This is a genomic window from Bacillus sp. FSL L8-0358 (assembly GCF_038593095.1).
In the GTDB taxonomy this organism is placed as follows: Bacteria; Bacillota; Bacilli; order Bacillales; family Bacillaceae; genus Bacillus; species Bacillus subtilis.
This window is the reverse complement of record NZ_CP151962.1, coordinates 1396093-1413560: the sequence shown is the minus strand read 5'-3', so window position 1 is coordinate 1413560 and position 17468 is coordinate 1396093. Positions and strand designations below refer to the sequence as shown.

16 protein-coding genes are annotated in these 17468 nt (G+C 42.1%); 6 read left to right on the top strand and 10 right to left on the bottom strand.

The genetic code is table 11. The features are described 5' to 3' along the window. Positions 1–240 precede the first annotated feature (240 nt). The gene (locus tag NYE49_RS07410) at positions 241–1263 is read left to right on the top strand and encodes an acyltransferase family protein (RefSeq protein WP_015483159.1); all 1023 of its coding nucleotides are present in this window, start codon (positions 241–243) and stop codon (positions 1261–1263) included. 40 nt (positions 1264–1303) lie between these two features. Here the strand turns inward: NYE49_RS07410 and NYE49_RS07405 are convergent, their stop codons facing one another. The 4 genes from NYE49_RS07405 to htpX all read right to left on the bottom strand — a co-directional run bounded on the left by NYE49_RS07405 (position 1304) and on the right by htpX (position 4208). Further along, positions 1304–1486 carry a hypothetical protein gene (locus NYE49_RS07405; protein WP_047182531.1) on the bottom strand — a complete coding sequence of 61 codons (183 nt, stop codon included), beginning with the start codon at positions 1484–1486 and terminating at the stop codon, positions 1304–1306. Positions 1487–1488: 2 nt separating this feature from the next. After that, the gene (locus NYE49_RS07400; RefSeq protein WP_003232510.1) at positions 1489–1644 is read right to left on the bottom strand and encodes a hypothetical protein; all 156 of its coding nucleotides are present in this window, start codon (positions 1642–1644) and stop codon (positions 1489–1491) included. Between the two features lie 144 nt (positions 1645–1788). After that, complete coding sequence (gene ktrD, locus NYE49_RS07395) at positions 1789–3138, bottom strand: Ktr system potassium transporter KtrD (RefSeq protein WP_003244672.1); 1350 nt, start codon at positions 3136–3138, stop codon at positions 1789–1791. Between the two features lie 173 nt (positions 3139–3311). After that, a complete protein-coding gene (htpX, locus tag NYE49_RS07390; protein WP_047182530.1) occupies positions 3312–4208 on the bottom strand; it encodes a protease HtpX in 897 nt (298 codons plus the stop codon). A 170-nt stretch (positions 4209–4378) separates the two neighbouring features. Here htpX and htpK point away from each other — a divergent pair, with 170 nt between their 5' ends. Together htpK and sspD are read left to right on the top strand one after the other, a co-directional pair. Beyond that, complete coding sequence (htpK, locus tag NYE49_RS07385) at positions 4379–5080, top strand: transcriptional regulator HtpK (RefSeq protein ID WP_021479421.1); 702 nt, start codon at positions 4379–4381, stop codon at positions 5078–5080. A 130-nt stretch (positions 5081–5210) separates the two neighbouring features. After that, a complete protein-coding gene (gene sspD / locus NYE49_RS07380; RefSeq protein ID WP_342410983.1) occupies positions 5211–5405 on the top strand; it encodes an acid-soluble spore protein SspD in 195 nt (64 codons plus the stop codon). Positions 5406–5415: 10 nt separating this feature from the next. On the opposite strand, the gene rsgI is transcribed toward sspD, so the two are convergent. The 4 genes from rsgI to NYE49_RS07360 form a co-directional block, all read right to left on the bottom strand. After that, the gene (rsgI, locus tag NYE49_RS07375) at positions 5416–6561 is read right to left on the bottom strand and encodes an anti-sigma-I factor RsgI (RefSeq protein ID WP_047182529.1); all 1146 of its coding nucleotides are present in this window, start codon (positions 6559–6561) and stop codon (positions 5416–5418) included. Continuing rightward, complete coding sequence (gene sigI, locus NYE49_RS07370) at positions 6558–7313, bottom strand: RNA polymerase sigma factor SigI (RefSeq protein ID WP_003245855.1); 756 nt, start codon at positions 7311–7313, stop codon at positions 6558–6560. The genes rsgI and sigI overlap by 4 nt, the downstream gene beginning before the upstream one ends. Positions 7314–7576: 263 nt before the next feature. Then, positions 7577–8551, bottom strand: coding sequence for a TerC family protein (locus tag NYE49_RS07365; protein WP_076457783.1), 975 nt, complete (start codon positions 8549–8551; stop codon positions 7577–7579). Positions 8552–8627: 76 nt separating this feature from the next. Continuing rightward, on the bottom strand, positions 8628–9293 hold the full coding sequence (locus NYE49_RS07360) for a DedA family protein (protein WP_047182528.1): 666 nt from the start codon (positions 9291–9293) through the stop codon (positions 8628–8630). Positions 9294–9473: 180 nt separating this feature from the next. Here NYE49_RS07360 and NYE49_RS07355 point away from each other — a divergent pair, with 180 nt between their 5' ends. From NYE49_RS07355 to NYE49_RS07345, 3 genes are read left to right on the top strand one after another with little or no spacing between them, the layout of a single operon-like run. Further along, positions 9474–11876, top strand: coding sequence for an EAL domain-containing protein (locus tag NYE49_RS07355; RefSeq protein ID WP_047182527.1), 2403 nt, complete (start codon positions 9474–9476; stop codon positions 11874–11876). 36 nt (positions 11877–11912) lie between these two features. Beyond that, positions 11913–12848 carry a Ku protein gene (locus tag NYE49_RS07350; RefSeq protein ID WP_080344191.1) on the top strand — a complete coding sequence of 312 codons (936 nt, stop codon included), beginning with the start codon at positions 11913–11915 and terminating at the stop codon, positions 12846–12848. Positions 12849–12851: 3 nt separating this feature from the next. Next, positions 12852–14687 carry a DNA ligase D gene (locus tag NYE49_RS07345; RefSeq protein ID WP_047182525.1) on the top strand — a complete coding sequence of 612 codons (1836 nt, stop codon included), beginning with the start codon at positions 12852–12854 and terminating at the stop codon, positions 14685–14687. 25 nt (positions 14688–14712) lie between these two features. Here the strand turns inward: NYE49_RS07345 and NYE49_RS07340 are convergent, their stop codons facing one another. Then, positions 14713–15726: a glycosyltransferase family 2 protein gene (locus NYE49_RS07340; protein ID WP_015483153.1), complete on the bottom strand. Its 1014-nt coding sequence runs from the start codon at positions 15724–15726 to the stop codon at positions 14713–14715. A 12-nt stretch (positions 15727–15738) separates the two neighbouring features. Beyond that, the gene (locus tag NYE49_RS07335) at positions 15739–17433 is read right to left on the bottom strand and encodes a DUF6044 family protein (protein ID WP_047182524.1); all 1695 of its coding nucleotides are present in this window, start codon (positions 17431–17433) and stop codon (positions 15739–15741) included. Between the last annotated feature and the right edge of the window lie 35 nt (positions 17434–17468).

Sequence of the window (17468 nt, the reverse complement as noted above, 5' to 3'; positions counted from 1 at the left end):
CTTCTTCAAAACCTATCCCTCAATATTTCTACAAAATGCGGGAACTTCCTTCATTTGCCCTATAAATTTCAGAAAATTTCAGCGCCATTACATTACGAAGACATTTTCTACGATCCTTACCGTCACTTTACATCGACCTAACAATCAGCATTTTTTTAGATTCCTTTTTCATCTTTTATTTTAAAATATGTACCAGCAGGGAATAATCTCTTAGTGACTGATGAAAGAGAAGGTGATGCTATGAGTAAATCGCGGGACAGTTATTTCGATAACGCAAAATTTTTATTGATATTCCTTGTTGTATTCGGTCATATCCTTCGTTCCTTTATTAATGATAATCATTTTATGCTCTACCTCTACAAGTTCATTTACACATTCCATATGCCTGCATTTATTCTTGTATCCGGTTATTTCGCGAAAGGCTTTAAACGGGCGGGATATGTAAAAAAGCTGGCGGTCAAGCTGATTATTCCGTATTTGATTTTCCAAATCATTTATTCCGTCTTTTATTACATTATGCAAGATGAAAGCATGGCAAATGTGAACCCGATTGATCCGCAATGGTCGTTATGGTTTCTTGTAAGCTTATTCTTTTGGAACCTGCTCCTATATCCTTTTTCAAAGCTTTCAAAGCAGTGGGCGCTGTTTGTCAGCTGCGGAATCGCCGTGCTGATCGGTTATCTGGACTTTGTCAGCAGCACGCTGAGCTTGTCACGGACATTCGTATTCTTACCGATGTTCCTTGTCGGTTTTTATTTAAATAAACATCATTTTGATTTATTGAGATCAAAACGCGGCAAACAAATTGCGCTCGGAGTGCTTGCCGCAGTATTCATCATCTGCTGGGGCATTGATTTTGACTATTCTTTTCTGTTTGGTTCAAAACCGTATTCTTCATTTGGAGACGTTACCCTGGTAAGCGGACTATCCCGAATCGGCTGGTATGTACTCGCCTTTGGGGCAACCTTCAGCTTTTTAGCGCTTGTTCCGCAAAAACGGTATTTCTTTACCAGATGGGGAACCCGGACATTTTACGTTTATCTGCTTCACGGGTTTATTATTAAAACATTACGGCAGGTCGGGCTTGAGGATTGGCTTACTGACTATCAAAGCTTAGTGATCCTCTTGCTTTTAACAGCAGCCCTGACATCAGTCCTCTCCAGCAACTTTGTTAAGACAGTCGCTCAGCCCTTCATTGAGCTGAGGATGACCAGCTTATTGCAATTTGTCAGAGGAACGGGCAAAAATGCTTATTTAAAATAGAAAAGCACCTCTTAGGCGGACGCCGCCTAAGAGGTCTTTTTTATTGTTGTTTTTTATTTTTGTTTTTTTCTTTTTTCTTTTCAGGCTTGGTGATTTCCAGCGTTTCGATGATCTTTCCGGCATTGTAATCCCCAAGTTCACTTGAGAACTCTTCCTCCAGCACCTTTTTATTCATAGGCTTTTTATGATTTTGCATGTCTTTGCTATGACGGTTTTTCTTCACAATTACATGCCTCCCTGCTGGCCCTGTTTGGAATTGCGGTTTGCCCCTCTAAAATTGGGGTCATCATGATATTGTGTCTTATATGAATTGGGGTCCATGCTCTCGGTAGGTGTATTGTTATTTTTAATGGCTTCATTCACTTCAGCTTTACGCTTCATACGAATCCTCCTCGCCAGTTTTCAGACATTTTAAGATACAGGAGCGTAAATTGCACCTGTCGAAGTTAGGTTCTCCAACTGAACAGGAGGCACACATCTTTTTTTTGGCAATCAAAAAACACCGCAAAGTATGCGGTGTTTAGCCTATCCGATAATCACTCTTTCCTTCGGATAGTGATAATTCGCTTCAATTTCCTTTCTTCCGATCAGATACAGGAAGGTCAGGATGCCGATTCGCCCGATAAACATGACAATCATAATGACACATTTTCCAACACTGCTCAAATCTGCCGTAATTCCAAGCGACAGACCGGTTGTACCGAATGCCGAGCACACTTCAAACAAAAGCTCCAGCAGGGAATGTTTTTCTGTAATGGTCAGAATGAGCGTCGCGCCAAAAACGAGCAGGATCGCCATCATCGTGACAACAAGCGACTTCATCAAGTCAGCAGGGTGAAGCTCCCGTTTGAATACCTTTACGGCCTTATTGCCGCGGGCAAAATGAAACAGCGCAAGAAGGTTCAAAGCAAAAGTCGTTGTCCGTATGCCTCCCCCGACTGAGCTTGGCGACGCTCCAATAAACATCAGCGCACAAATAAAAAAGAGTGTGGAATCTGATAATTGGCTGATATCGATTGTTGCCAGCCCTCCGCTTCGGGTTGCCGTTGATTGAAACAGGGACAAAAACAAAATATCATGCCATGATTTTCCTGCGAACGCATGGTTTGCTTCCAGGGCAAAGATGCCAATGGCTCCAAACAAGACAAGTGAGCCGAACGTAATCGTCGTGATCTTTGTAAAAAGCGTAAATGGATAACGCCGATGCTTTGAAAACAGGAAATCCTTTACTTCAACAAGCACGGGAAATCCAATCGCTCCAAATATAATTAAAAGCATTGTAATAAACTGCACAAAGTAATCGTGGCGAAATGGAATCATCGAATTACCGGTAATATCAAATCCGCCGTTTGTCGTTGCACTGATACTGGCAAAAAATCCGTGTAAATAGGCTTCCTGATAGGAGTCATAGTAGGTTAAGAAATATGTGCCGAGAATCAGCCCGCCAAAAAATTCAATCCACAAGATCAGAAACAGTACCTGCTTCATCAGATTGACAATTCCTGAAAACTGGGATTGGTTTTGATCAACCATAATCAGCTTCCGTTCTTTCAGCCCGATTCGTTTTCCCATGATCAGCCAAATGAACGTTCCGAGCGTCATAATTCCGATTCCGCCAAATTGCAGAACAAATGCTAATATAAAAATGCCTATTGTGCTGAATGTATCAGCTGTATCAACTACCGTCAGCCCCGTTACGCTGACTGAACTGACAGCTGTAAAAAGCGCATCAATAAACGTCCAATCCGCCCCCGGTTTATGGGCCGCCGGCAAACTCAGCAATATAACGGCCACAGTAACTGCAAGAAAATAATATAATGCGATCAGCTGGGCCGGTGACAAGGCCTGTATCAATTTTCCAAACTTTAATCTCATGTAAAATCCTTCTGCCTCTCTTTTTAAGTACGGTAATTATTCTAAAGATATTAGGTCCATTTTTAAAGGCTTTTACGAAACATTTTCTTAACTTGCTTATTTTTTTATGATTTTAGTCAATGGATAAAATAAAAAACCTCTGAGAATTCTCTCAGAGGAACAATGTGTTTGTATTATTTAGCTTCCAGCCGTCTGATTCGCTCATCTAAATCAGGGTGAGTAGAGAAAAGTGAAGAGCGCTTCTTGCCATTAATCTTTAACGTTTGGACAGCTGTCTGATCGTCTTCCATAATCCGGGAAGAATAGCTTTTAAGCGTCCGAAGCGCATGAATCATCTTATCCTTGCCGGCAAGATCCGCTCCTCCCCTGTCAGCATGGAATTCACGATGGCGTGAATACGCAAACACAACCAGGCTGCCAAGTATCGAAAAGACAATCTGAAAAATAATCATTGCAATAAAATGAACGATCGGCGCTAGATCTTCTTTGACAAAACGGCTTGCTATCCAAGCGGCGATACGCGATAAAAAGACGACAAAAGTATTAACGATACCTTGTAAAAGCGTCATTGTTACCATATCACCATTTGTGATATGCGCGACCTCGTGGGCAAGCACACCTTCAACCGCCGCGTCATCCATCTGCTCCAGCAGCCCTGACGATACTGCGACAAGTGAACGGCGTTTTGACGGTCCAGTCGCAAACGCGTTTACTTCAGGTGAACGGTAAATCCCGACTTCCGGCATTTTCGTTAAACCGGCAGAGCGGCTTAATCTGTGAACACGATCAACCAATTGCTGTTCCTCAAAGCTGAGCGAGTGTTTTTTCGGATTCAGCACTCTGACGCCCATCATCGTCTTTGCCATCCATCTGGACATCGCAAGAGATGTAAAGGAACCGACAAATCCAACAACTAAACTGAACACAAGAAGCGCCATTGGATCGATACCGCCATCAGCTGTAAAGTACGTCCCGACTCCTGTAACAGAGCTTAAAACAGACAAAACGATCCCGATTGTTGTAAGCACCAAAATATTCGTTAGAATAAACAGAAAAATTCTTTTCGCCATAACAACCTCCGTTATTTTAAGTTCAAAAGAACCCGTATATTTAAATTATAAAACATCCATTTGAAAATGCAAGGAATTCGACGTATGATGTTAATGTAATTTGCTGACGCTTGAACTTTGAATTTATACATAGACCTATATCCGCGTCAAATTGTTTAACGAGGTGAACAATGAACATTTTTAAACTCTCTCGAACCGATATGGTGCGGCTGCTCTATTCCCTAAAAGGACAAGGAGAACATAGCCCGCTCGACATTCTCGTCCAATCAGCGAATATGTCAGCAGAAAAAGCAGCCAATCATCTAGAAATTCCTGAATTTCTTACAAGATATGAACGAAAAAAACAGAAAAAAGAATACGGTCTTTCTACAAATGAAATCGTAGAGCTTGGCAACTTGTGCGAGCTGACTTCGTTAAAGTCAACCGCGATTCAAAACTGGGTAAAGCGTGATATCAAGGATCTGATCGGACACCCTGAGCTGGGCAAAAAATACTCAGTTGAACAGGCAGTTATTCTTTTAATTGTACGTGATTTAAAATCCATTTATGACTTTGAACACATACGGGCTATTTTAAAAGTGGCCTTTAACACAATCTCAGACAGATCTGATGATGTCATCAGCCCGATTGCTTATTATGAAAGCTGCGCATATGTGCTTGATGCCATCCATCACCAAGATACTCCTTCTATGAAAGAATCAAATCTGCAGGAGATCGCCGAACAGGAGACAGAGCGTCTCCGTCACCGTTTTGAAGAACTGAATGACGGCCAATGGCTTAAAATCAGACAGATTATCGCCATTACAGTCCTCTCCATTTTGACATTCCATATTCAGGCAACCGCACATAAAATGACAGCAGACATTCTATAGTCTGCGTCACCCCGGCTCAGAGGCCGGGGTTTTATTTTTCTCCACAACAATTGCCAGCATAAATAAACCCCGTATATTTCAAACTAAATATGCGTTAAGAATTTCTTTATCGAAAAAGGAGATGAAAAAGATGGCGAGCAGAAATAAACTCGTTGTTCCAGGGGTGGAGCAGGCACTAGACCAATTTAAACTCGAAGTGGCTCAAGAATTCGGTGTGAACCTTGGTTCTGATACAGTCGCACGCGCTAACGGCTCTGTAGGCGGAGAAATGACAAAGCGGCTGGTACAGCAAGCACAATCACAATTAAATGGCACAACTAATTAAATTCAGGTCTTTATTCGCCGGGGGCACTCGGCGAATCTTCATTTTGAGCTGAATTATTATCACTGCTGTAGCTGTTTGGATTACGTCGGTCTGAAGCGTTATCCCTTCTGAACGAAGAACGGTTCTTGCCTTGTTCACCATTGTTCCAGTCCCTGTGATATTGGCTTTGGCCCTTGTCAGCGCCGTTATTTTCATTTCCTTTATCTTGAGGATCTTGTATTGGGGTTTGCTCATGGTCCCCATCTTTTTCGGTATCTGTGTTTTCATCTGATTCCTTTATTTTTTTATCTTTGTCACTATCATCAATCTGGTCATCCGCTTTATCTTCTTTCTGGTCTCCGGAATCCGCATCATTCAGCTGTTCATTATCTCCTTGCTTGCTGTCCTGGGTGTCAGTTTGATCGGTGTTTTCATCCACATTTTCATCATTCTTTTGATTCTCTTCCCCGGATGGTTTGCTGGAGTCATCTTTTAAATCTTTATTGTCATTCTTTTCATTTGATTTGATGTAGCTGCCTGTTGAGACGCCTTCTTTCTTCGCTTTTTCCCTCGTTTGCATATCTGACTCGAGAGATTCCATGCGGTATGTCGTTTTATATTTTTCAGTCACATCATTCAGCTGTTTTTTCACAGCCTTTTTATATGTATTGTCTTCTGTGTTTTCATAAACAGTGGAAATCAATATTTCTTTCGATTTCTTTACATACCCGTGTTCACTGCAGTCGGTTATAATATCGTCAATCACCTTTTTAAAATCAGTCTTCTCCCAATCATCTATATCATTCACGACTTTCTGTCCCTCATCGTTTAGAGGCGTCAGTTCAATCACTTCATAATCGCTGTTTAACGCCATTTCGACGCTTGGATTGATATCGATTGTCATATACGCATAGGCCTTATTATTAGAAAAAACGGGGAGAACTATAAATATAAAAAGCATAATAGCAGTCATCGTAAAAATCCCCATTTTGAAAGGGCGCAGTTTAAAAAAATCAAAAAAGCTGGCCCTTCTGCCCATGCGTGTTTCACTCGGAAGCATGATTTCTTCTCCGATTTCATAGCTGTGTCGATCATTTTTGGCTTTTAAAAATTGTCCGTCAGGGGTCAGCAACGTGACGAATTTTTTATTTTTCTCTACTATAATCCCTCTTCTCATGAGTGCAGCACCCCTTTAAGATAATCTTTTAAATAAATATAATCACCCGTAATGATAATACACATCGCAATAATATATTTTCTGTTTCTCTCAATCGTTTTTCGGCTTACAGAGACAAGCTGTTCAAGCTGTTTGACTGGAAGCTGCTTCTTTGTATACAGGATAGCGGCCAATTCTTCATGTTCAACAAGCGTCATTGCCACCTTTATGGCGTTTTGTCTTGCATCCGTGTGCTTTGGAGAATTTTCAAGCAGTTCTTTAAACGATAAACCATAATCCTTGAGCTGCTTTTGAAAATAGAGGATTTCCTCCCGCCTCTGCTCCTGTTCAATCTGACGGCGGTATTCATCTATGGAAAGCTCGGCTTCAATCAGGCTTTGTGATGACTCCTGATCGTCTCCTTCCTGTAAATCAATATTTATATTTTGTGCGCTTCTGGCTTCTTTTCTAATGTAATCAATGACTTTTCTTTTTATAATAAGCTCAGCAAATGCGAGCAGAGAATTTCCTTTTTCAGGTGAATATTTTTCTATAGCTTCATTAAACGCGATCAGTCCAATACTGAACTCATCGTCTTTTTCATCTATATATCGTTTACAAACGGATGAAACCGTCTTTGCGATAAATGGCTTATATTGCTGTATTAATTCATTTTGCAGATCTTTATTGCCTTTTTGTATACTCTCAACAGCTTTTTCAAGTGTTTGCTTCTTTTTTCCCAATTTAAACAAAAGGCTAAGCACTGGTTTCACCTCAGTTCCTCCCTATAACTACTCATTAATGATAGCTAATTTGATAGGGATTCGCAAAGGAGAAAAAGAAATATTGATTTCCAATGTCTCAATTATGACAAACCATTCTGACGTCCTATACATGATTTCGTGCCTTTCTAAAGAATTAAGGGGGTTTTATGCGTGTTTTTTGTAACAAAGATGTTATAAAAATGTTATTTTATTTCGCTTATGAAAACGCTTCAAACACAAAAAGACTCTGCTTTTAAGCAGAGTCTTTCAGATTACGCCCGTTCACGGGTGCTGTTTTTTTGTTCGTTTTGTGCGCCCTCCGGCTGTTTTTTCCCACCTGACATAAACCAGCCGCAAACCGCGATTGCTGCTAAGACACCCCAGAATATCAGCTTCCATATTCCAGAATGAATAAAGTGCTCAGAAACAACCGCTATGTCGCGATGGGCAAGCGTATATAAAGCAAGCTTCACTCCGACCCAGCCGACAATCACAAAGGCTGCTGTTTCTAGGCTTGGACGTTCCTTTAATAACTTCACAAACATGGAAGCCGCAAACCGCATAATCACCAGTCCGATGATACCGCCGGCCAAAATGACGAGAAATTGTCCTCCGTCAAGTCCGCCGATCTTCGGGAGTGATGTCCCAGGAAGCGTAACCGCCAGCGCTACTGCTGCTAAGATGGAATCAACAGCAAACGCGATATCTGCCAGTTCAACTTTTAAAACAGTCGGCCAAAAACCGCTTTGCTTTGTCTCTTTATGTGTGTCTTCTTTCTTAAATACATATCTTTTCAATAAGTGGCTTGCTGAGATATACAGCAAATAGATCGCGCCAATCGCTTGAACCTGCCATACGTTGACCAAAAATGAAATGGCGAATAAAGAGCCAAATCGCAGAACAAAAGCCCCTGCTAATCCATAAAATAACGCTTTTTTTCTTTTTTCCTCCGGCAAATGTTTTACCATTACCGCCATAACCAGCGCGTTATCGGCGGCTAAAATCCCTTCCAGCCCGATCAAGACGAGAAGAACCCAACCATACTCTAATAATAATGCTGCATCCATAAATGATACCCTCCCAAAAAAGTTGTTTTCTTTCTCTTCATCCGATCTTATGCCGGCCGGACCATGCAAAAAAGACCTTTGCCGACATAAGGCAAAGGTCTTGCTAGACATGAATTCAGGCATGCCAACAAAGCCGATGGATACAATCCATGAAATGACGACTTTGTTTCCGGAATACATTCCGGACGCTACTCCCCTTTGGGATTTCAAGAAATATGATTTTATACGTCAATGATATGCGCAGCGCAATGATTTGTCAACGTTTATTTTTTAAAAATACAGATAATTGTTCGGAATGCGTGCGTTTCTTCCTCTTTTTCAACAGTAAGTAGAGCAGGAACAGTGCCAAAATCGCTATCCCGATCGGAAGCATGTATTGATCAAGAATAGAGCCGACTTCCTTCCAATTTTCACCGAGCTTCACACCGAGATAAACATATACAAATGTAATCGGAAGCATAGCAATGAATGTATAAAGCGAAAACACCCAAACATTCATTTTTGCAATTCCGCACGGTATGGAAATCAATGTCCTGATGCCAGGCAAGAAACGCCCGCTGAACGCGACAAAGCCCCCATGTTTTTTGAAAAATTTATCTGATTTATCAAGCGCTTCAGGTTTAATAAAGAGATACTTTCCAAAACGTTCAAGAAACGGCCTTCCTCCGTACCGGCCTATCCAATACAGCGTAAGCGGACCGGCCACTCCCCCAAGCGATCCTGCCAAAACAACGCCGGCAAGTGTCATATCGCCTTTAGATACCCAATAGCCCGCAAGCGGCAAAACGACTTCGGCCGGGATAAACTCAATACTGAGCGCTAGAAATATTCCAAAATAAGATAAGCTTTTAAATGCTTCTATCCATGACATAACCAGCTCTTCGATAGCCGCCAACTCCCTTGTTTCATGTTTATGTATCATACATTTTTGTTTTTTCGGAAAACGTCAAGATGATTTTAACACATTTTTCACGGTCAGTTGAACTAAAAATAGATCTCCCTCGTATTTCTATCGTTTTGAAGGCTGAAACTCTGCGGTTAAGCAGCCGATAATAAAGAGAGTCAACAAGACTGGAACACACGATACGGGGGGAATCTCCATTTGGAAATACACGCTACATATAATACGACGCTCATATGTTTATCTATTCTAATTGCCTGTACCGCCTCGTATATTTCCCTTGAACTTTCCAGGAAAGTCACCATCAATACAGGCTTAAAAAGTAAAATTTGGCTGATCGGCGGCTCACTTATTATGGGATTCGGTATTTGGTCAATGCATTTTGTAGGGATGATGGCCGTCCATATGGAAATGCCGATGGAATATGAATTCATGCCTTTAATGGCAGCCATTGGCGCATCTGTTTCGGGATCATTTGTGTCATTATATTTTGTCAGCCGGCACATTCTTACATATTACAGACTGCTTACCGGATCAGTTGTGCTTGGCGCATCTATTGCTTCTATGCACTATATCGGAATGTCTGCCATTTCCCGGGTAATGATTATTTACGAACCGATTTTATTTACAGTTTCAATTATCATTGCGATTGCAGCCTCTTTCGTCTCGTTAAAAATATTCTTTGACTTGGCCGTGAAAAAACATTCTGAGCATCTTATATTCTATAAAGTCATCAGTTCAATTGTAATGGGTATTGGGATTTCGGGCATGCACTACACAGGGATGCTTGCGGCAACTTTCCATAAGGACATGGCTCCGCCCGGAAGCCCTATGGAGGTACAAACGTTTCATTGGTCAATTTTTGTTACTTTAATTATTTTTTGTATACAAACGTTATTGTTATTCAGTTCCCATGCAGATCGAAAGTTTATTAAACAGAGCGAACGCATAAAGGATAACGAACAGCGATTTCAGTCTTTAATCGTCCACAATATTGATGCAATCTTTATTTTATCATTAGAAGGAGACATAATATCTTCCAATCACGCTGGTGAGGAAATGATCAGCAAATTTGGCTTCAGCATGCATGACTGGAGGAATTACACATCACAGAAGATTAAGCGCCTTTTTGAGCAAGTTAAAAAAGATAAACAAGCGATGAACAGCGATAGCGATCTTATCACTGAAAAAGGCCAGTTTCACTTAAATATTACGCTTATACCTGTTGAGGTCAATCAGGAACTAGACAGCATTTATGTCATTTGCAAAGACATGACGAAGCAGTACAAAGCAGAAAAAGAAATCCATAGAATGGCTCATTATGATTCGCTTACAGACTTACCTAACAGAAGGCATGCCATCTCTCATCTAACAAAGGTGCTGAATCGCGAGCATTCCTTGCATTATAACACCGTTGTATTCTTTCTCGACTTAAACCGGTTTAAAGTGATTAACGATGCATTAGGGCATAATGTCGGTGATCAACTGCTTCAGTTTGCAGCTAAACGCCTGTCATCTGTAGTCCCTGATAACGGATTTATTGCCCGTCTTGGCGGTGATGAATTTATTATTATATTAACAGACGCCAATACAGGAACAGGCGAAGCAGATGTTTTAGCAAGAAAAATTATCCAAAAATTCAAAAAACCTTTCAAAATTCAAGATCATACCCTTGTCACATCTGTCAGTATCGGGATTGCGATATCTCCAAAAGACGGGACGGATGGCCTTGAATTGATGAAAAAGGCTGATATGGCGATGTATGCGGCTAAAGAACGAAACAAAAGCAAATACAGATACTATTCTTTTTCAATCGGCAACAAAGAAACCGTCAAGCTTAACCAAGAGATGGTACTCAGAGAAGCAATCGAAAACGATAGATTTGTCTTGCATTATCAGCCGCAATTCAGTGTGAAAAAACAAAAAATGACAGGAGCAGAAGCACTGATACGCCTTGTGACACCAGACGGGCAGCTGCGTCCGCCCGGAGAATTCATCGGTGTTGCAGAAGAAACGGGACTTATTATTGATATCGGAAAGTGGATTATAGATGAAGCATGCAAGCAGGCAAGGATTTGGCATGACAAAGGCTATGATCTTTCTGTCGCCATTAATATTTCCGCCAGACAGTTCCAATCTAAAGATCTGATTCCCCTCATCAAGGATACGCTTAATAAATACCAGCTTCCTCCGCAGCTTCTTGAAGTGGAGGTGACGGAAAGCATGACAATGGACAATCTCGATCACTCCAAAAAGGTTTTGTCATCCCTAACAGAATTAGGAATCAGAATCAGTATTGACGATTTCGGTACTGGTCACAGCTCTCTTAGCTATTTGAAGGACTTCCCGATTCACAGGCTGAAGATTGACAAATCATTTATTGACGATATTCAGACCCATCCTAAATCAGAGCAAATTACCGGAGCTATTATTGCCATGGGGCATCAGCTGTCTTTGCAGGTGATTGCCGAAGGTGTGGAAAATGCAGCTCAAAAGCAGCTTCTTTTTGAAAAAGGCTGCGACCATTTGCAGGGCTTCTTTTTCAGCAGGCCAATACCTCCGGAACAGCTCGAACAATTCATTACTGAACAGCCGTCGCAATAAGTGCGCCGGCTTTTTTTCACCCATAAGTTACTACACATGAATCGTACTCCTTCTCTTCACACTAAAGAAAAAAAGGGGTTTATCGATATGCATACAATGTGGAAGGGATCGATCAGCTTTGGATTAGTAAACATCCCCATCAAGCTATATGCGGCCACAGAAGATAAAGATATTAAACTGCGCAGCCTCCATAAAGAGGATCACGCACCAATCAAATACGAGAAAGTTTGCACAAATTGCGAAAAAACTCTTAGTCCTGATGAAATTGTGAAGGGATATGAATATGTAAAAGGGAAATATGTAGTGCTGACGGACGAAGATTTAAAAAGCTTAAAACAGGAGCATGAGGAGAAAGCGGTTGAGATTGTTGACTTTGTTCAGCTCCAGGAAATTGATCCGATTTATTTTAACCGCTCCTACTTTGTCGGCCCCGGGGATAATGGGACGAAGGCCTATACCCTGCTGCGTGAGGCGCTGCGCTCAACCGGAAAGATCGGTATCGCCAATATGACAATCAGGTCAAAGCAGCAGCTGGCGATTCTCCGTGTGTATGAAAATTGTATCGTCATGGAGTCTATCCATTATCCCGATGAGGTCAGAAGCGCCGCTCATGTCCCAGGTGTACCTGATCAATCGAATGTAAACGATAAGGAACTGCAAACCGCTATCACATTAATAGATCAACTGACTGCTGAGTTTGAGCCTGAGAAATATGAAGACACGTACCGACAGGCGCTGCTGCAAAGAGTCAACGACAAGCTAGAAAATAAAGAAACGGCCGTCACTCCTGATAAAGCGCCACCTCGTGAAGATGTCATTGACCTGGTAAGCGCTCTGCAAGCCAGCATTGACAGAACCAGAAGGCCGAACCGGGAGACACCGGCTGCCACACCTGCACAAGCCGCTGAACCGAAAGGAGCCGGAGATAAAAAACAAAAAACAACTAGAAAAAAAGCCTCCGGCACGTCATAGCCCATGGCGTTTACCATGCAGCCGGTCCTAACTTCGTCACCGCCAATCGGAGCAGAATGGCGTTACGAAGTAAAATATGATGGGTACCGCTGTATTCTCCGCATCCATTCTTCAGGTGTGACCTTAACCAGCAGAAATGGTGTGGAGCTCAGCAGCACCTTCCCTGAAATCACACAATTCGCCAAAACTGCCTTTCAGCACATGGAAAAAGAGCTTCCGCTGACACTTGATGGTGAAATCGTATGTTTGGTGAATCCTTGTCGTGCAGATTTTGAACACCTTCAAGTGCGGGGGCGTTTGAAAAGGCCAGACAAGATTCAGGAATCGGCAAACGCGCGGCCGTGCTGCTTTCTCGCCTTTGATTTGTTAGAGCGAAGCGGAGAAGATGTAACGCTTCTTTCGTATTTGGACCGCAAAAAATCGCTGCGTGAACTCATATCCGCAGCAAAGCTTTCTGCATCTCCAGATCCTTACGCAAAAGAAACCATTCAATCCATTCCCTGTTATGATCATTTTGATCAACTCTGGGAGATGGTAATAAAATATGACGGAGAAGGAATTGTAGCGAAGAAAACAAACAGCAAATGGCTTGAAAAGAAGCGGTCGTCCGATTGGCTCAAATATAAAAACTTTAAACAAGCTTATGTTTGCATAACAGGGTTCAACCCTAACAACGGGTTTCTGACGGTATCAGTATTAAAAAACGGAATAATGACACCGATTGCCTCTGTTTCGCACGGAATGCGCGATGAGGAAAAAAGCGCTATACGCGAGATTATGGAACAGCACGGACATCAAACACCCTCAGGCGGATTTACGCTTGAACCTTCGATTTGTGCAGCTGTTCAATACTTAACAATTCTCCAAGGCACATTAAGAGAGGTATCGTTTGTCGGTTTCGAATTCCAAATGGACTGGACCGAATGCACGTATGCGCAAGTCATACGACACTCCAAACCGGTTCACCCAAAGCTGCAGTTCACAAGCCTGGATAAAATCATATTTGAAAAGAATAAAAAAACAAAAGAAGATTTTATTCAGTATATGATTGAAGTCAGTGACTACCTGCTCCCTTTTCTGAAAAACCGGGCTGTCACCGTCATCCGCTATCCGCATGGATCTAGGAGCGAATCATTTTTCCAAAAAAACAAGCCGGACTATGCGCCGGATTTTGTTCAATCTTTCTATGATGGAAGCCATGAACATATTGTCTGTGAGGATATGTCTACATTGCTATGGCTTTGCAACCAGCTTGCTTTGGAGTTTCACGTTCCTTTTCAAACCATTAAAAGCAGGCGTCCGGCTGAGATTGTCATTGATTTAGACCCGCCTTCGCGAGATGACTTTCTTATGGCCGTGCAGGCCGCAAATGAACTGAAGCGGCTGTTGGATTCCTTTGGCATCACATCGTATCCGAAGCTGTCCGGCAACAAAGGCATCCAGCTTTATATTCCCTTGTCTCCCGAGGCATTTACGTATGAAGAAACACGCCAATTTACGCAGCTGATCGCAGAGTACTGCACCAATGCATTTCCCGAGCTATTTACCACTGAACGCTTGATTAAAAACAGACACGGCAAATTGTATCTTGATTATTTGCAGCATGCAGAAGGAAAAACGATTATCTGTCCCTATTCGACGAGAGGAAATGAGCTTGGGACTGTCGCAGCCCCGCTCTACTGGCATGAGGTGCAATCATCTTTAACACCCGCTGTGTTTACAATTGATACGGTCATCGATCGAATTAAGAAGCAGGGCTGCCCATTTTTTGATTTTTACCGCAACCCGCAAGACGAACCGCTTAGCGCTATTTTACATCAGTTGAAGAAAAAGAGCTGACTAATGGAGTCAGCTCTTTCCGTGTTTAACTGTACTTTTTATCTAACCGCTCTTTTTCCTGGCGCTGAAGCGGGCTCAGCTGCTCATTATACAAATCAATATCAATCGCGTATTTCGGCCGTCTTTTCACTTCAGAAAAAATCGTTCCAATATACTCTCCGATGATTCCAATTCCCATCAATTGCAGCCCGCCCAAAAACCAAATGGATATGATGAGAGACGCCCAGCCTGCATTCGTATGTCCGAGCATCTTTTGAATAAACGCGCCAACCCCTGCCACAGCGCTGAGGAAAAACAAAACAAACCCTAAAAGCGTAAAGAATCGAATTGGTGCGACACTGAATGAAGTAATCCCGTTAAAAGCGAAGGATAGCATCTTTTTCAGCGGATATTTCGTTTTGCCGGCAAAGCGTTCCTTGCGGTCATACAAAACTTCGGCCGATTTAAAGCCGATCATAGGGACAATACCTCTTAAAAACAGATTCGCTTCCGGATAACGCTCAAGCTCTTCAAGGGACCTTTTATTCATTAAACGAAAATCAGCATGATTATAAATTAATTTAATCCCAAGCTTATTCATGAGACGATAAAACCCTAACGCGGTCGTGCGCTTGAAAAAGGTATCGGTTTTTCTGCTCTGGCGTACACCGTAAACGATCTCGCAGCCCTCATGATATTTCAGCATAAAATCCCGGATCACAGAGATGTCGTCCTGAAGATCAGCATCGATCGAAATGACGCAGTCTGACCTATTCTTCGCTTTATGGAGTCCGGCTAAAAGCGCTTTTTGGTGGCCGACATTGCAGGCTAATTTTAAGCCGGTAACCTTCTTGTTTCTTATGCTCTCCATAGCAATCAAAGCCCAAGTGCGGTCTTTGCTGCCATCATCGACAAACAGAATTTTACTGTCTTCAGCAATTAATTTTTCTTCAATTAAATCATCTACAACCTCTGTCAGCTGACGGCTTGTTTCTTGAAACACTTCCTCTTCATTGAAACACGGGACGACGATGGTTAATACTGGCTGTGACTGTTTCAATCGATATCCTCCTTATCTTGTTTCATATAAATAAATGCGCCAGGCGGAATCTTTATGGTCAAACGTCTTTACGAGCGCGAGATGGTTTTGTTCAGCATTCATGATCGGAACTGAAGAAAAAATGTACCGGCCGCCCATTTTTTTAAATACATCTGTATTTAATTGAAGGTTGTTGATCGTTTTCTTCGAGTTCTTTTTGAAATCATATCGTTTACCGAGTTCATCGACAAAAAGGTAGCAGCGGCTGCCCCATTCATCAAAGTATTGTTTCAGCCGAGAATTTTTTTCCAGCTCTTTTTCGATGATTTTCCTAAATTCATATTTATATGAGAGCGGATACAGATTGTTATACGTATCTAACGTATAAAACCCGTTATATTGGGCGATAGACGGATGCAGTCCGATGCTCGCCACCCTGTACGAATCTTGCGGACGTCCGATATATTCCTTAATCTCTTTGAATTGCTCCGATGCATAAAACTCCTTGAATGTCGGCGCGTTGTAATGAACGCCATACGTATATTCTTCATTAAAAGGCGCCAACACCATTAGCTGTGCAGCGACTGCGGCGTACACAAGCCATTGCCATCCTTTCCCCATCCGCCAAATGAGATATAAAGCAAGCGCAAAGCTCACGTATATAACAAGCGGCCGAAGAAAATGAAAACGGGCAAAATTAAATTCTGCTAAAAAGGCAAATTTCTGCTTTGGAACAGCCCAAATTTTGTTGAACCAAAACGCATACCATAATGACAATCCATAATTAAGCACACATAAAAACAGATAAACATTTTCTGGCTTTGTCCGATTTCGTTTGAACAGCAGAGCAGCAAATACGACCAGCAGGATCGGGAGGATGACAACGGTATGAACGGTCATCACATGATTATGGCCATAGACAAAGTTTTTTACGGATAGCCGAAGAGAATGCCAAACATCATGCCTGGATGAGATAAATTCGATACGATGCATCGGTGCGTGTTCAAAGAGCATCGAATAGACAAGCCGATATTCAACGAAAAGATAGATACTCGTCATAAATGCAATACTGCCTAAGAACATCAAATTCCATCTTCTTTTTGTAATGGCATCATACAGCCAAAAACACGCCATCCCTGCCAGGAAAAAGAAGAAGCCTAGAACAAAGCTTGAGTATAGAGGAAGCAAGCCCAGCGTCAGCCACTCTCTCCATGAGCTATCCCCTTTTCGGATATTTAAAAAAGCCCACAGTGCCAAAGGATACCCAAGCGTACTCAGCATTCCCGAAGGCCAGAAAGGTGTTAAGGCAAATGCAAGCGATACGCCAATTCGGATGAAAGCCGCTTTTGGTTCCGGGATTATATGTTTCTTCAGCAGCACATACATTCCAAAAAAAGCGACAACTCTTGTAACCGTCTGGCTTATTGCATAGGCGGTCATGGAAGAAAAGAAAGCATGGAGCCAAACAATTCCGCTCCACTCGGTGCCAAAGGCATCCCGGGGCAGCCCGTTAATGATTTGCGGAATGGCAGCGTCAACCTTGCCGACGATTTCGCCGCTATCGGCCAGAACCTTGTACCAAGCGATGTTGGAATCTAAATTATCGTGGACCCGGATATGGGCATCTTCCTTTAAAATAAAAAGCGGGGATACATACAATAAAAGAAGAAATAATGCGATCCAGAGATAATATGTTTCTTTTTTTTGTTGTCTCATCAACCGTAACATTGCTTACACATCCATTTGTTATTCTGACTCCGTCG

Coding starts and splice junctions, on each gene's coding strand:
- NYE49_RS07410 (WP_015483159.1), top strand. CDS start 241: ATGAGTAAATCGCGGGACAGTTATTTCGATAACGCAAAATTTTTATTG.
- NYE49_RS07400 (WP_003232510.1), bottom strand. CDS start 1,644: ATGAAGCGTAAAGCTGAAGTGAATGAAGCCATTAAAAATAACAATACA.
- ktrD (WP_003244672.1), bottom strand. CDS start 3,138: ATGAGATTAAAGTTTGGAAAATTGATACAGGCCTTGTCACCGGCCCAG.
- htpX (WP_047182530.1), bottom strand. CDS start 4,208: ATGGCGAAAAGAATTTTTCTGTTTATTCTAACGAATATTTTGGTGCTT.
- htpK (WP_021479421.1), top strand. CDS start 4,379: ATGAACATTTTTAAACTCTCTCGAACCGATATGGTGCGGCTGCTCTAT.
- sspD (WP_342410983.1), top strand. CDS start 5,211: ATGGCGAGCAGAAATAAACTCGTTGTTCCAGGGGTGGAGCAGGCACTA.
- rsgI (WP_047182529.1), bottom strand. CDS start 6,561: ATGAGAAGAGGGATTATAGTAGAGAAAAATAAAAAATTCGTCACGTTG.
- NYE49_RS07365 (WP_076457783.1), bottom strand. CDS start 8,551: ATGTATTCCGGAAACAAAGTCGTCATTTCATGGATTGTATCCATCGGC.
- NYE49_RS07360 (WP_047182528.1), bottom strand. CDS start 9,293: ATGATACATAAACATGAAACAAGGGAGTTGGCGGCTATCGAAGAGCTG.
- NYE49_RS07350 (WP_080344191.1), top strand. CDS start 11,913: ATGAATCGTACTCCTTCTCTTCACACTAAAGAAAAAAAGGGGTTTATC.
- NYE49_RS07345 (WP_047182525.1), top strand. CDS start 12,852: ATGGCGTTTACCATGCAGCCGGTCCTAACTTCGTCACCGCCAATCGGA.
- NYE49_RS07335 (WP_047182524.1), bottom strand. CDS start 17,433: ATGTTACGGTTGATGAGACAACAAAAAAAAGAAACATATTATCTCTGG.